General features: G+C 53.8%; 14 protein-coding genes. 8 read left to right on the top strand and 6 right to left on the bottom strand.

Features of this window, described 5'->3' with window-relative positions; genetic code table 11:
- Positions 1-243: 243 nt before the first annotated feature.
- A complete protein-coding gene (locus tag JE47_RS0116780; protein ID WP_031460865.1) occupies positions 244-1,509 on the bottom strand; it encodes an MFS transporter in 1,266 nt (421 codons plus the stop codon).
- Between the two features lie 317 nt (positions 1,510-1,826).
- Between JE47_RS0116780 and JE47_RS0116775 the strand changes: the two genes are divergently transcribed.
- The 7 genes from JE47_RS0116775 to JE47_RS0116745 all read left to right on the top strand — a co-directional run bounded on the left by JE47_RS0116775 (position 1,827) and on the right by JE47_RS0116745 (position 7,210).
- Positions 1,827-3,008 (top strand): MBL fold metallo-hydrolase, encoded by a 1,182-nt coding sequence (locus JE47_RS0116775; protein ID WP_031460864.1) that lies wholly within the window; start codon positions 1,827-1,829, stop codon positions 3,006-3,008.
- Positions 3,009-3,083: 75 nt separating this feature from the next.
- Positions 3,084-3,332 (top strand): sulfurtransferase TusA family protein, encoded by a 249-nt coding sequence (locus JE47_RS0116770; RefSeq protein WP_031460863.1) that lies wholly within the window; start codon positions 3,084-3,086, stop codon positions 3,330-3,332.
- Positions 3,333-3,363: 31 nt separating this feature from the next.
- Positions 3,364-3,939, top strand: a complete 576-nt coding sequence (locus JE47_RS0116765) for a DsrE/DsrF/DrsH-like family protein (RefSeq protein WP_031460862.1) — start codon at positions 3,364-3,366, stop codon at positions 3,937-3,939.
- Positions 3,940-4,031: 92 nt separating this feature from the next.
- Complete coding sequence (locus JE47_RS0116760) at positions 4,032-4,400, top strand: rhodanese-like domain-containing protein (RefSeq protein WP_031460861.1); 369 nt, start codon at positions 4,032-4,034, stop codon at positions 4,398-4,400.
- 103 nt (positions 4,401-4,503) lie between these two features.
- A complete protein-coding gene (locus tag JE47_RS0116755) occupies positions 4,504-5,004 on the top strand; it encodes a protein tyrosine phosphatase family protein (RefSeq protein WP_031460860.1) in 501 nt (166 codons plus the stop codon).
- A gap of 9 nt (positions 5,005-5,013) precedes the next feature.
- Positions 5,014-6,780, top strand: coding sequence for a SulP family inorganic anion transporter (locus JE47_RS0116750; protein WP_031460859.1), 1,767 nt, complete (start codon positions 5,014-5,016; stop codon positions 6,778-6,780).
- Between the two features lie 127 nt (positions 6,781-6,907).
- A complete protein-coding gene (locus JE47_RS0116745) occupies positions 6,908-7,210 on the top strand; it encodes a rhodanese-like domain-containing protein (RefSeq protein WP_236631275.1) in 303 nt (100 codons plus the stop codon).
- 330 nt (positions 7,211-7,540) lie between these two features.
- On the opposite strand, the gene JE47_RS0116740 is transcribed toward JE47_RS0116745, so the two are convergent.
- From JE47_RS0116740 to JE47_RS0116720, 5 genes are all read right to left on the bottom strand, one after another.
- Positions 7,541-7,936: a Zn-ribbon domain-containing OB-fold protein gene (locus JE47_RS0116740; RefSeq protein WP_031460857.1), complete on the bottom strand. Its 396-nt coding sequence runs from the start codon at positions 7,934-7,936 to the stop codon at positions 7,541-7,543.
- Positions 7,933-8,562: a YIP1 family protein gene (locus JE47_RS0116735; protein WP_031460856.1), complete on the bottom strand. Its 630-nt coding sequence runs from the start codon at positions 8,560-8,562 to the stop codon at positions 7,933-7,935. Before JE47_RS0116735 ends, JE47_RS0116740 begins: the two co-directional genes overlap by 4 nt.
- A 76-nt stretch (positions 8,563-8,638) precedes the next feature.
- Positions 8,639-9,805, bottom strand: a complete 1,167-nt coding sequence (locus JE47_RS0116730; RefSeq protein WP_031460855.1) for a thiolase C-terminal domain-containing protein — start codon at positions 9,803-9,805, stop codon at positions 8,639-8,641.
- A 15-nt stretch (positions 9,806-9,820) separates the two neighbouring features.
- Positions 9,821-10,870 carry a hydroxymethylglutaryl-CoA synthase gene (locus JE47_RS0116725; protein ID WP_031460854.1) on the bottom strand — a complete coding sequence of 350 codons (1,050 nt, stop codon included), beginning with the start codon at positions 10,868-10,870 and terminating at the stop codon, positions 9,821-9,823.
- Between the two features lie 187 nt (positions 10,871-11,057).
- Positions 11,058-12,377: a hydroxymethylglutaryl-CoA reductase, degradative gene (locus JE47_RS0116720; RefSeq protein WP_031460853.1), complete on the bottom strand. Its 1,320-nt coding sequence runs from the start codon at positions 12,375-12,377 to the stop codon at positions 11,058-11,060.
- Between the two features lie 177 nt (positions 12,378-12,554).
- Between JE47_RS0116720 and JE47_RS0116715 the strand changes: the two genes are divergently transcribed.
- Positions 12,555-13,253 carry a hypothetical protein gene (locus JE47_RS0116715; RefSeq protein ID WP_236631274.1) on the top strand — a complete coding sequence of 233 codons (699 nt, stop codon included), beginning with the start codon at positions 12,555-12,557 and terminating at the stop codon, positions 13,251-13,253.
- Positions 13,254-13,645: the final 392 nt, after the last annotated feature.

The following is a 13,645-nucleotide window of genomic DNA, read 5'->3' as shown; positions in this document are numbered from 1 at the left end:
GTTGAGTAGTGGGGCAAGACGATGCCTTGTCGTAGGAAGCACGAACCCTCTCTTCTTCACCTTGAAGCGAGGGATGCCTGTCACCGTATCGTCAGGGAGAATAGGGGGCGATTCCCAACCCTCCTCCACATGGCGCGCCGATGCGACAAGCGGACGTGAAAACGGCATAGCGAGGCATGACATTCATCGGCGTATCAGACACGACCGGGCATTAACGTTTTGGTGCAGACGTAACGTCATTCATCATGCCGACGGCGTTTGTTTAACCTGAAGCGGTACGGTTACCTGCCACTGGAGCATTCCAATACCAGCCATGCCTACCAGTGCCAGCAAAACAAACATAGTGTGATAACCTGCAAAAGTTGCCAACAGACCAACGAACATCGGCCCGATAGCTGCTACTGGCGCCAATGCCAGATTTGCAACCCCGATATAGGTTGTTCGTTCTGCTGGTGGGCTGAACGCAAAGACAAGCGTAAAACCGGAAAGTTGATAACCAGCCTGGGCTGCTCCAACCAGAGCAAAGACGAAGAAAAACCAAATGCTTGTTGGTGCGATCAATGCCAGTAGTAGGGCTATCATACCCATACCTGCCGATAGTATCAGCACTTGCTTGTGTCCCCAGCGGTCGGCCAACGCACCCAGACCGATATTTCCAACTGCCTGCGCTGCCAGCATAACACTGGTGAATAACCCAATATCGGCGGCTGGCAACTGAAACCGCTCAAGTGCAGCCGCCGTCAGAAAACTATGCCCTGTTAAGCCGAATGCAATTGCTGCACGACAAAAAAGGTAACGACGAAATGCAACATCACGGTGTAGTAACGGTATGAGGCCCCGTAAGAAGACATGAAATGGACGGGCAGGAATTGGCGCCTGCGCCGGTTCTACCGTCAAGGCGAGAAAGATATACGAAATCACCATCGCTGCAAAGCAGATAAGGGCGAGGATGCCGGCACTCTGCGGAAATGGTTGCTGGGACAGAATGGTTGCTGCTAGTACCCCACCGCCAATGCCAAACAGACCGCCTAAGCCAGCCTGTAGTCCAAAGAATAGCCCCCAACGTTGGGCTGGTATGATGCGGGCTATCAAATCTTGCCAGGCGATAGATGTTAAACCGGCACAGGTTGCAAAGATGGCATATAAACTCAAGACGATAACCAGCAAAATACTTGCTGGCAGGTCAGGAAGTGTCAGCAGAACGATCCCCAGTACCAGGAACGGTAACCGCTCACCGATTGTTGCTAGTAACACCCACGGTTTCCGTCGTGGCTGTGCTGCAATGAAGGGCGCTGTAAACAACCCCGGCAATAACCAGCCAGCAAAAAAGATTGCCGGGATGAGTCCTTGTACCCAGCGGGCATCCGTCAGTCGCTCGACGATTAACGGTAGTACTGTAAAGCGCGAAACCAGACTGATCCCAAATGTAAATGCACTGCCATCGAGGACGTTTAACCAGAAGTTGCGTTGGGCATAGCGAGCCAGTATCGCTTCCGATGGTGAAGACATAGCGAGAATTCCTGCCTTTGTTGAACGAATGCAACCATAACGGCTCTATCGTAGCGTTGTTTTATCGGTCGTGGATCGTCCACACGACGGATCATCTTCAGACGTATCTGTTCTTCCGTTGGCCTGGGTGGTGATCTTTTACGAACGGAACACTGCTCTGGCGTTCCCAGGTACTGTTGCTGCCATTGCCTGGTCTCTCTACGACTATCCTTACCAAATCCTAACAAAACCCTCGCATAACTCTAACGTTCGCGCAGTATGCTACGGCTGTAGGAAAAATGTGAGTCAGTTCACAAAAAATGAAGGGGTTACAAGCAATGACGTTGACACAAAATCAATCAACAGCTACTGAAATCTCACCACGCGAACTGTATGCCCGTCTTCTGAGCGCACAACCATTCTTCATCCTTGATGTGCGCAATGAAGAGGAATTTAAGCGAATGCCGATTGAAGGTCATGCGACCCTGCGCACGCTTAATCTCCCGTACTTCGACTTTATCGAGGATGAAGAGGCGGCACTGGCCCGGATGCCGAAAGATGTTACAGAAGTGGTTGTAGTCTGTGCTAAAGGTGGCGCCTCACAGTACGTAGCCGAAGTCCTGAACAATCACGGCTATCGTGCGGTGTCGCTCAGTGAAGGGATGATTGGCTGGGGTAACTACTACGATGTTCGTGACGTGGTTAGCAAAGAGTGGGGGCGGATTGTACAAATTGCCCGTCCTGCTCGTGGCGATCTGAGTTTTGCTATCATTAGCGGTGAGCAAGCGGTGCTAATCGATCCGCTGCGCCATATCAATGTATACCGCGAGCTGATTGATCATGCTGGGGCGAAGCTCACACTTATCCTCGATACGCACGTTCACGCCGATCACATCAGCGGCGGGCCAGCGCTGGCAAAAGAGACTGGTGCACCGTACTATATCCATCCTTACGACGCCATTCACCCAATCGATATGTTACCTGCGGTGATTGCCTACGAACCGCTGCGGGATGGACAGGTGTTCCAGATTGGCCAGGTGCGTATCACAACAATCTGGTATCCTGGTCATACACTTGGTCAAGTCAATTTCCTGGCTGAAACACCGGATGGTGGGCGCTATCTCTTTACCGGTGACGGTATCTTCTTGCGTTCGTTCGGACGCCCCGATCTTGGTGGTAAAGGCGAGGCTTGGACGCCAATCCTCTACCGCAGTATGTTCGAGTGGCTGCCACGTCATTTAACCGACGATACGGTCATCTTGCCAGCCCACTTTAGCTCGCTTGAAGAGGATGCCGGGAATGGTATCTTTGCGGCACCGTTTGCACAGGTACGCGCTCAGAACGATAGTCTGCGACCGCGCTCGCTCGAAGAGTTCACTACCTTCGTGTTGAGCCATCTGCCGGTGTTCCCGCCCGAATATGTTGAGATCAAGCGGGTGAACATCGGTCTGGTTGAGCCGTGTGAAGGCAAGGCCAGCGAGCTTGAGCTAGGCAAGAATATTTGTGCATTGGCCGGGTAGACGTTATACAATAAGAAGCAGTAGCGGCAGTAGGTGCATTACCACCGCCAGCAATTCATAGGGAGGCGAAACATTATGCCACATTTCGATCAGACACTCGACGTAAAGGGGGCCAAGTGCCCGATGCCACTGGTCAAGAGCCGAAAGGCAATCGCTGAATTACCGGTAGGGCAGGTCTTGCAGGTCATCTCGACGGATCGTGGGTCGGTGGCCGATTTTCAAGGATGGGCCAAGACTGCTAAAAATGTCGAACTGATTGCGCAAGAGACTGTGCAAGAGAATGGACAGGAGCTGTACGTTCACTACCTGCGGCGCACGGCCTGATTAGGAAGATTTCAGCGTAGGAAGGAAACCCATGTCAACTCCAACCACAGAAGTGATTGATACACAGGCGCTGCTGGCCCGCATTGCAGAGCTTGAACAGCGGGTGGCGGCACTTGAGCAATCACCGGCTCAGGGGATCGAAGATCGGCTGGCGATGGTAGTCTTTTCCGGCGATCTCGATAAGGCCATTGCCGCATTTATTATCGCGACCGGTGCTGCTTCGATGGGCCTGGAAGTAAGTATGTTCTTCACCTTCTGGGGGATCAGTGCAGTAAAGAAACAGAAGGTCTTCAGTGGCAAGAACATTCTCGAACAGGGCTTCACCGCGATGCTTCCCGGCAAACTGGGTGAGCTTGGTCTGTCGCAGATGAATTTCTTCGGTGTTGGTGCACAGATCATCCGGAATCTGATGAAGAAGCACGACGTAGCGTCGCCGGAAGAACTCTTCGCAATGGCCCGTGAGCTAGGGGTGCGGATGGTCGTGTGCGATATGTCGCGTGAACTGCTCGGTATCAAAGATGAAGAGCTGGTAGATGGTCTGGAGACCGGTGGTGTTGCTACCTTCCTTGGTGACGCTGCCCGTGCTAAAGTAACGCTGTTTATCTAAAAATAGGTAAACTGAACTGCGATTATTGATCGACGACGGCGCGATCACCGCTCAATGAGCGCGCCGTCGTTTATTGTGAAAGGATAGTGATTATGTTTCGCCAACTATTTCGTCATCTGCGAGAAGCACAACCGCATCAAGTTGCAACGATGACGGTGCAAGAATTGAAAACGCAACTGGATGCACGTACTCCGATGGTGCTGGTTGACGTGCGTCAGCCAGAGGAATTTGCTTACGATGGTCATGTCGCCGGAGCGCGTTTGCTGCCGTTGCCGGTACTGGCAACGCGGTTAAACGAACTTCCGAAAGACCAGCCGATTGTCTGTATCTGTCGTTCAGGAAATCGCAGTCAGGTGGCCTGTGAAATGCTCCAACGCTATGGCTTTACCAATGTTACCAACGTTGTGGGTGGAATGATTGCGTGGCAACGCGCTGGTTATCCGGTCAATCGCCAGGCGTAAGATGTGCACCAGTGTGAGTGCTTTTGGGGCACGCAGGATTGTCATCTCGCCTTCGTATGGTCGATCTGCTAGAAACGTTAAACGATAGGATATGGACACCGTTATGCAACACCAGACTACTTGCAACGCTCTCCAACAGCAAACCGAAGTTGCACCGTTGCGCAGTTATGCGGTCACCGACCGCGTTTTACTAGCAGCACAGCCACAGCCAGCAGACTGGCAACGCTTCGTTGAAGCCGGGTATCAGACGGTTCTCAATATTCGGAGCGACCCCGAACGGGCAGCCGTTCAGGCGGTAGCAGCCCGTGCAGTGGGACTCCGTTATATACACGCTCCCTGGCCAGCTTACGAACTCGAACCTGAACATCTCGCCGAGTTTGCACGTATTGTCGAAGATCCGGCAACCGGTAAACTTGTGTTCCACTGTCGAAGCGCTACTCGGGTAGGCCTGATCTGGATGCTCTACCGAATGGTGCAGCAAGGTTGGAGCCGTGAGCAGGCCGAGGCCGAATTACGTGCCGCCGGTTACGATGATGATGCTATCGAGACATTTGATTTTTGCGCAAGCGATTTCTTTGAACGGTTCGATCCGCAGCAGAGGTAGGGGAGTGTTATGACACCCGTTTCAGCTCGGCAGCCTGGCGTGCAGGCTGCGCTGTTAGCGGCAATTTATCGATACCTTCCATTTCTTAACTGGCTGCGCCATTACCGTCGTGAACATCTGCCAAGCGATGTTGTGGCAGGTATTGTGACAGCCATTATGCTCATCCCGCAGAGCATGGCATATGCCCAGTTGGCCGGTCTGCCTCCCCAGATCGGCCTCTACGCCTCAGTTGCACCGCTCGTTGTATATGCCTTGCTTGGTACTTCCGGACAGCTTTCCGTAGGGCCGGTGGCTATTACCTCATTACTGGTGTTTAACGGGGTAAGTACGCTTGCCGATCCGGGGAGCGAGCGGTATCTGCAACTAGTGCTCTTACTGGCCTTCATGGTCGGTGTAATAAAACTGACGTTGGGTATACTGCGGTTAGGCGCGATTCTGAACTTTATCTCGCATCCAGTCCTGACGGCTTTTACCAGTGCTTCGGCGCTGATCATTGCGGTTGGTCAGTTGAAATATATTCTCGGTTACCGCATTGGCGGTGAACATCTGCACGAAACCATCATACAGGCTATCGCTGGCTTAAGCCAGACAAATCTGGTCACGTTCACCATCGGGCTGGCGAGTATCGGCCTGCTCGTCTTCTTCCGGCAGGGCTTGCGCTTGCTCTTGCGCCGCATCGGCTTGCCACCATTGGCAGTGACACTAATCGTCAGTGGTGCACCACTCTTAACCGTCATTTTGGGTATTCTGGTTGTACAAGGATTGCAGCTCGATCAGACTGCCCGTGTTGCTGTGGTGGGTGCAATTCCGCCCGGTATTTCGCCGATAAGTGTACCGCCGTTCGGAATGGCCGACATGCAGGCGCTCTTACCAACCGCACTGACAATTGTCCTGGTGAGCGTCGTCGAGTCGATTGCTGTGGCGAAGGCCCTGGCCAGTAAACGACGACAAGCTATCGATCCCGATCAGGAGTTAGTTGCCCTGGGTGCAGCGAACATGACGGCCAGCTTCTTCAGTGGCTATCCGGTTACCGGTGGCTTTGCTCGCTCGGTCGTTAATGCCCAGGCCGGCGCGATCACTGGTCTGGCGTCACTGGTAACAGCCCTTGGGATCGCGGTGATTTTGCTCTTTTTCACACCGATCTTTTACTACCTACCGCAAGCTGTGCTGGCGGCGACAGTTATTGTGGCCGTTATCGGCCTGGTAGATCTGCAAGAACCGCAGCGCATCTGGCGTACTAATCGCGGCGATGCGTTTACCTGGCTTATCACCTTTCTGGGTGTACTCACCCTGGGTATCGAAAACGGTATCTTTGTCGGTGTTGCCTCGGCATTAATCCTCTATCTGTGGCGAACCAGTCGTCCGCACATTGCGATTGTCGGGCGCCTTGGCAATAGCGAGGTATACCGCAACGTTGAACGTCATCAGGTCAAGACCTGGCCACACGTTGTGGCAGTACGGGTTGATGAAAGTCTCTACTTTGCTAACACGCGCTATCTTGAGAGTGCGCTATTGCAGATCGTTGCCGAACGACCGGAGGTGAAACATCTGGTATTGATCGGTTCAGCTATCAACTTCATTGACTCGAGTGCCCTCCACACTCTTGAACATCTTATCGATGAACTACGTGATGCTGGGGTTGAATTTCATCTGGCCGACATCAAGGGGCCGGTGATGGATCGGCTCAAACAGTCGGAGCTAATCAATAAAATCGGTTACGATCATATCCATATGACGACGCACGCCGCAATGCTGGCCCTGGGATGTAACGATTAATTGGGGAGGGTGTATCACGGTGCAACACGCTTTCAAATTCGCTGTGCTGGTTGTGCTTGCCATCTTAACTGCGTGTGGGGCAACGACAACCATCTCTAATACAACGTCCACATCAAAAGAGATAACTGTGGCTCAGTTGAAGAACATGCTTGATCAAAACGAGAACTTCTTGCTGCTTGATGTGCGGACTCCCGCCGAATTCTTGCAAGATGGACGGGTTGCACAATCAACACTTATTCCCTTGCAAGAGCTTGAACAGCGCTTGAATGAACTACCTACCGATAAGCCAATTGTCTGTATCTGCCGGTCGGGGAATCGTAGTGCTGCGGCGTGCGATCTGCTAAGGTCACGCGGCTACGAGGCAATTAACGTTGCCGGTGGTATACGAGCATGGAAAGCTGCTGGATATCCGACAGTATTCGGCCAGTGAGCGCACCGGTCGTTCTCTGGAGGGTGCAAATCGTAGGGGCACGGGATACCGTGCCCTCGAAGTTTTCAAGGTTTCCGGTTTTCGGTGATGCTTAGTACCTATCCGAATATCTCGTCATCGCGTCCACGACGGATGAACCCTGTCGATGGAAGAAACACGATTGACGACTAGCCTGATGCCGACGGGAACACATGTTGGGTTATGACACCGCACAGGGCGAGACAGCGTCTCGCCCCTCCTTCTTTTCGTGCCACAGGCGGGTATCAGGTGTAAACCCTGCATGCCATCGTACCAATCAGCGACCCACACGCCTGGAAAAAATCATTCTCCTCACGATAGCCTGGGCCGAAACTTATAACCGTACACTAAGACGCCATCCTCACCGGTATCCATTAACCGTCGTGTGACCATCTCAACCGGCATACCAATTGTGAGTTCTGATTCGTCGCAATCAGTGAGCTGTGCGGTCACCAGCGGGCCTTCTTCTAACCGCACCAGTGCCACCGGATAGACCCCAAAGCTGGCAAAGCCTTCTGGTGTCTGTCGTAGTACGCTAAAGCTATAGATTTCACCCCGTCCACTCAATTGATACGGCTCCCAATCGTTGGGGTCTTCATCAAGGGCTGGTGGCTGAGGCGGAAAGCGCACCTCACCAGTGTGGCGATGACGTTGTCCTTCAAGACGATAGCGGGGCACACGATCCCGCCAGTGTCGCGCTATTTTCATGGTGCAAAACCTCCTGCAAAGATCGCGAGAGTAGCAGCAAGGCCAATCGCGATACACCAGAAGAAGAGACCAATGACCAGCAGGATGATCGAAATATAGAGCGCCTTCTGCGATGGCAGGTTCATCCCAGACTGGATTGCCAAATAATTGAGATAAATCCCGTAAATGACCAAGGCTAGTGAAAGGATCCAGCCCAGAAGTGGGATAGAAGATACAATAAATTGGGCCACAGATAACGGTGACGAGAAGAGGGAGATACCCCAGGCCAATTCGCCAAAGCTGCCAGTACCACCAAAGGCCCGACCTAGCAAGTAAATGAACCCCCAAATCACTAATGAGCCGATAATTGTGCCGAAAACCCCTCCGAAGACAACAAAGATCGGATTAGATTGCTGAGCGATGGCTGTCTCGATCGCGTCTGGGGATAACCCTTGAGCCTCAAGTTGCGCTCGAAGTTCCCCCATCCGAAAAGGGGATGTGATAGCCGAAATAATCCCATTGATAACACTGGCAATGGCCGCATAGATCAATGCCCAACCAAGATTATCCCGCTCGTGCCGCTCGAACGTTTGTACCGACGGATTGGTAAGAACTGCAACGCTACCGTTAATCATCTCTTGAATCATGGGGTATGCTCCTGTGTTGCAAATAGCGGAAGCAGCCATATTGTACCCACGCAACGAATATTGTGAAGAGGATGGCTCATGATTCGCGAATCAGGACATGGCTAACTGCCGTTGTACCAATACCTCCGAGCGATTGTGCGAACCCAACACGAGCGTTGGTCACCTGAGTAGCACCGGCCTGACCACGAAGTTGTTGGGCAATCTCGATTACCTGATAGATACCGGTTGCGCCACCGACATCGCCACGTGCTTTGTAACCACCTGCCGTCGCAATCGGTGTCTTTCCGCCTGGGGTAATCGCCCCCTCGGCAGCATGACGCGGAGCAGTACCGGTTTCGTAACAGCCGATTGCCTCAAGAGCCAGAGTTGCCGCTATTCCATGAGGGTCAGTCAATTCCCACACATCAACATCACCGACACCTAAATGAGCGCGGCCAAGTGCAATATGGGCGCTGGCGCGGGCTGCACTCAGATCGAGTGGATTCCGTCGCCGGTGCAAGGCTGGATGGTCGGTCGCAACTGCTGCACCGGCAATGCGGATTCGCACCCCATCAAGTTCACGGGCCAGATTCTCGTTCACAATCAATAATGCAGCAGCGCCATCGGCCAGCGTACTACAATCGAGCATATTGATCGGCGAGGCAATCTGGGCCGCCTTTCGGTATTTACTGGCATCTATCGGAAAGCGATACAGTGCCAGCGGATTCTTCGCGCCGTTGGCATGAGCGTTGATCGGGAAGGGGGCAAAGGCATCAGCAGAGTAGCCGTATTCGTACATATAGCGACGCATAAGCATGGCCCACTGCGCCGTCAGCGTTACGCCGTGCAATGCCTCTTCGTTGCTATCGGTTGCCATTGCTTGGGCCGCTTCGATTTCGTCTTCAAGGTGATCGGTAACCTTCTCAACCCCGATCACCAACGCGACCGGTAACCCGTGTTGTACTGCCTGGACCGCCTGATACAGCGCCAGTGCACCGCTCGCACCGGCGGCTTCAACGCGCAGCGCCGGGATTGAAGGCGATAGGCCCAGCATGCTTGCCAGATAGGCGCCGAGTTGACTCTGCCCGTACAACTCCTCGCTGAAGGCACTACCAACGTAGAGGGCGCCAATGTGATGCGGAGCAATACTTGGGACGTTCATCAGTGCAGTACGCGCTGCTTCGCTCGCCAGATCGGCCAAACTGCGCTGATAATGCTCACCAACGGCGGTTGCGCCCATCCCTGCAATATAGACATTTGACATAATAGACCTCTTGTCTTATCCCATCACCAGCTTGCCACGCCATTTGGCGTAGATAGCGTAATCAATCATCACTGCCCGCTTCAGATATGTAGCTGTAAGTGGTGCTCGTTCGCGGCGTTCCAGAACTGCCTCGGTAACGGTTAGGGCATAGGCATCGGAACCGGCGCCACTGCCATAAGTCGTCATAAAGATCGTATCACCTGGTTGGGCGATATCGAGGATTGCACAGAGACCTATGAGAGCTGCCCCCGAATAGGTATTGCCGATCTGTGGACTGAGCAACCCGGGCGCTACTTGCCGATCGGTAAAACCGAGTCGTTTAGCAACTGCTTGAGGAAACTTGGCGTTGGGCTGGTGAAAAACAGCATAGGTGAAATCGGCAGCCGTGCGCCCCAGTTGCCGCAGTAATTCACCGGCTGCTGATTGAATCTGGTGGAAGTAGGCCGGTTCACCGGTGAAGCGATTGCCGTGCACTGGGTACGGACGATCAGCGCGTCGGTAGAAGTCGGGAGTATCGGTGACATACGAGATCGTGGCATCGACGGTTGCCAATGCCTCTTCCGCCGGGCCAACGATCAGGGCAGCGGCGCCAGCAGAAGCAGTATACTCCAGGGCATCACCGGGACGACCCTGCGCGGTATCGGCGCCGATTGCCAGTGCATAACGTTGCATTCCACTGCCTACCAATGCCATTGCGGCAGTTAATGCCTCGGAACCGGCCTTACAGGCAAATTCCCAGTCGGCAGCGCTTACCCACGGACCTGCCCCCAGCGCATCGGCGACGACTGTGCCCGATGGTTTAACGCTGTACGGATGGCTTTCGCTTCCGATCCACACAGCACCCAGTGCTGAAGCCGGAATGGAAGCGCGGGCAAGCGCATTTCGCGCTGCTTCGATAGACATCGTAATTGTATCTTCGTCAGGGCCGGGTACACTTTTGGCTTCAACAGGCGTACCGCTTTGTCCGTCCGTCCAGATTCGAGCTATTTCACGAGCCGCAATCCGGTAGCGTGGGATGTATGTCCCATACCCAATAATGCCAACCGGCTGTTGTGGTTTCATCATGAGAGATGCTCCGTGCTGATATTCAAGGCAACAGAATAGAAGTGCTCGCCGCGCAGCGACGAACATGTATCGCAACCGACTCACAATATCTGATTGCTGACAATTCAGGGTGAACAGCGCGGCATTGCGCCCTTCAGATGAATGGCGGCCTGCTGAAATTCATATACAGGCCGCCAGAGTCATCGGATTAGTTACGGGTGGGATCGCCGACGCGCCGTCCTTCAAGCTCGGCGATAATCTCTTCGGCGCGAGTCAGCTTGATATTGCGTTCGGCAACCATACGCCGGGCAACTTCATCGACCAGCGTGCCACTGGCGCCAGCGGCCAGCGCAATCTGACGGGCATGTAAACTCATGTGCCCCTGCTGGATACCTTCGCAGGCCAGTGCTCGCATCGCAGCCAGATTATTGGCCAACCCCGCCGCTACACAGACTTCTGCCAGTTCGCTGGCACTGCGTACACCAAGGAGTTTCAATGCAGCCTGTGCCGTAGGATGAACCTTTGTCGCCCCACCGACAATACCGACTGCCAGTGGCATTTCCAAGGTACCGACCAGGTTCCCCTGTTCATCGCGTTCCCAGTGTGAGAGGGAGGTATAGCGACCATTGCGACTAGCGTAAGCATGAGCGCCCGCCTCAACCGCTCGCCAGTCGTTACCGGTAGCGACCAGCACTGGATCGATCCCGTTCATAATGCCCTTGTTGTGCGTCGCTGCCCGATAGGGATCAACGACGGCAAAGGCATAAGCCCAGAGGATACCTTCAACGACCTCCTCGCCACTGAGACCGTCACGGGCCAGTGAGGCCGCCGGTACCACACAACGAGCACGAGCCAACCGGCGGTCGGTCAAGTTCGAGAGGATGCGCAGGTATACGCGACCTCCAGTCATTTCGGCCAGCAGCGGTGCAACTGCCTCGGCCATGGTATTCACCGCGTTCGCCCCCATTGCGTCGCGGCAATCGACAATCAAGTGAACGACCAGCATTGGCCCCATGGGGCTAGTTGGGAAGAAGCGCACCTCGACATCGCGAGCGCCACCACCGAGACTGACTAGTGATCGGCTTTGAGCATTTGCCAGCGCGAGTATCTCTTCTTTACGCGACAGGATGGTCTGGCGAGCCTGATCGGGATCACTAATATGAACCAACTGAACCTGGCCGATCATCAGCGGCTCGGTGCTACTCGTCTCAAATCCCCCACCATCGCGTACCATACGTGCAGCGTAACTGGCCCCGGCCACGATTGATGGTTCTTCGACCACCATTGGTATCAGATAGTCGCGGCCATTAATACGGAAGTTGGTCGCAATGCCAAGAGGCAGGTTATACGTACCAACGACATTCTCAATCATCTTATCGGCGCGCTCAATGGTGAGTGCACCACCCTGACCGCCGTGCAAGGCGCGTAAATCTTCATCTACCAATCCATCAAAGGACTTAACCATCTGTAATCGCTCGAAGGGATTGAGTTGATAAAATCCTTGTAAGCGAGAATTTTTGGTCCCCATAAGAGGACTCCTCCTTCATACTTGCACCAGACATTTTTCGTATCCGCAATATACGATACCACGACAATAGTGCGAAGGCGGTTAACAACAACTGTCAAAACCTATCATGCACCTGTCGGGGAGCTGTCATGCGAGCTTTTGAGTGTTAAAGAGCCGAATTATGGTACAATGCACAGTATGAAACGAAAACACTTGTTCGCTCTTTTTATCAGTCTGCTCTGGGTTAGTGCCTGTTCATCGACACCATCCCTACCGTTGCTGGCCGAGCTTCTGCCGGGTCCGCCGGCTTATTCCCAACCGATGGTTGCCTTCTTCTACCGCGATGAACAGGGAGCACGGCTCGTCAGTCATATAAGTGTTAGTGCAGAGCGACCGCTGCCACTCGATCCGCCAGCGCAGCAGGTATGGCTTGGTGGTCTCGATCCACCGCCTGAACTGGTTATCCGTGAGGTAGACGGCGTGCAATATGGGCTGGTGATTGCACAGGGTGTCTGGCGATCTGCCGGTAACTATGGGCCGGGCGGAGCGTGGCTTTATACCATTGAAACGCCATCGTTACAGCCGTTCAATCTGGTTGAAGTCGAGCTGAAACAGTTGTTGGCCGATAACCGCTACGAAGGTCAGGTTGTCACAACGCGAGCTGCCCTGCTTGTTTCCAGCAGTACCAGTTTGCTGGTCGATCTGATCGGACCCGGTGGTGTACCGGCTGCCAATGCGTACCAAATCAAACTACGGAATGGTGATCGGGATCAGGCTGCGCTTGCTCGATTACAAGTCAGTGGTGCGGTGCGCTACGGCTACACTGAAGTCATTGGCCTCTGGAAACGTGGGCAGCTTGAGCCGTTATTGATCTCACCGTTACCGCAAGCACCTTGATAATACATAGAAGATGGTTTCGTCTATGTAACGGCTTGCCCACCAAATGAGCTAAGCGAACGTTCTGTCTGTGCTCTGCGTTCCCTCGGGTGATGTGAGTCGTTCCAGCAATAGGGGTGTGGATTGCACGCGCATTCCGCATAATCGGCTCACGGTTCGACAGATGAAATCTGTCGATGGATGGAACACGATGGACTCCTTGTCCTCACGAGCGCATCCTGATAGACGGGCATAGCAGTGCTGCGCCCCGATCCATCTTTTTCCGCGACAGGATATGTCAGATAGGCGCTTCATCCCGCTCTACTCGGTAGGAACGACGAAAAAAGATGATTTCAGGCGCGGTACGTACCATCTATGCGGGCCGGAGGCCCGCGTACCCGGGTGCGGTACGC

The sequence above is a fragment of the Chloroflexus sp. MS-G genome (assembly GCF_000735195.1).
Lineage (GTDB): Bacteria > Chloroflexota > Chloroflexia > Chloroflexales > Chloroflexaceae > Chloroflexus.
Note: the sequence above shows the minus strand (reverse complement) of the source record. Positions and strands in the feature narration are given on the sequence as shown.

Excerpts from the sequence above, each read along its gene's own strand:
- JE47_RS0116780 (WP_031460865.1), bottom strand. The coding sequence starts at position 1,509 with ATGTCTTCACCATCGGAAGCGATACTGGCTCGCTATGCCCAACGCAAC.
- JE47_RS0116775 (WP_031460864.1), top strand. The coding sequence starts at position 1,827 with ATGACGTTGACACAAAATCAATCAACAGCTACTGAAATCTCACCACGC.
- JE47_RS0116770 (WP_031460863.1), top strand. The coding sequence starts at position 3,084 with ATGCCACATTTCGATCAGACACTCGACGTAAAGGGGGCCAAGTGCCCG.
- JE47_RS0116765 (WP_031460862.1), top strand. The coding sequence starts at position 3,364 with ATGTCAACTCCAACCACAGAAGTGATTGATACACAGGCGCTGCTGGCC.
- JE47_RS0116760 (WP_031460861.1), top strand. The coding sequence starts at position 4,032 with ATGTTTCGCCAACTATTTCGTCATCTGCGAGAAGCACAACCGCATCAA.
- JE47_RS0116755 (WP_031460860.1), top strand. The coding sequence starts at position 4,504 with ATGCAACACCAGACTACTTGCAACGCTCTCCAACAGCAAACCGAAGTT.
- JE47_RS0116750 (WP_031460859.1), top strand. The coding sequence starts at position 5,014 with ATGACACCCGTTTCAGCTCGGCAGCCTGGCGTGCAGGCTGCGCTGTTA.
- JE47_RS0116740 (WP_031460857.1), bottom strand. The coding sequence starts at position 7,936 with ATGAAAATAGCGCGACACTGGCGGGATCGTGTGCCCCGCTATCGTCTT.
- JE47_RS0116735 (WP_031460856.1), bottom strand. The coding sequence starts at position 8,562 with ATGATTCAAGAGATGATTAACGGTAGCGTTGCAGTTCTTACCAATCCG.
- JE47_RS0116730 (WP_031460855.1), bottom strand. The coding sequence starts at position 9,805 with ATGTCAAATGTCTATATTGCAGGGATGGGCGCAACCGCCGTTGGTGAG.
- JE47_RS0116725 (WP_031460854.1), bottom strand. The coding sequence starts at position 10,870 with ATGATGAAACCACAACAGCCGGTTGGCATTATTGGGTATGGGACATAC.
- JE47_RS0116720 (WP_031460853.1), bottom strand. The coding sequence starts at position 12,377 with ATGGGGACCAAAAATTCTCGCTTACAAGGATTTTATCAACTCAATCCC.
- JE47_RS0116715 (WP_236631274.1), top strand. The coding sequence starts at position 12,555 with ATGAAACGAAAACACTTGTTCGCTCTTTTTATCAGTCTGCTCTGGGTT.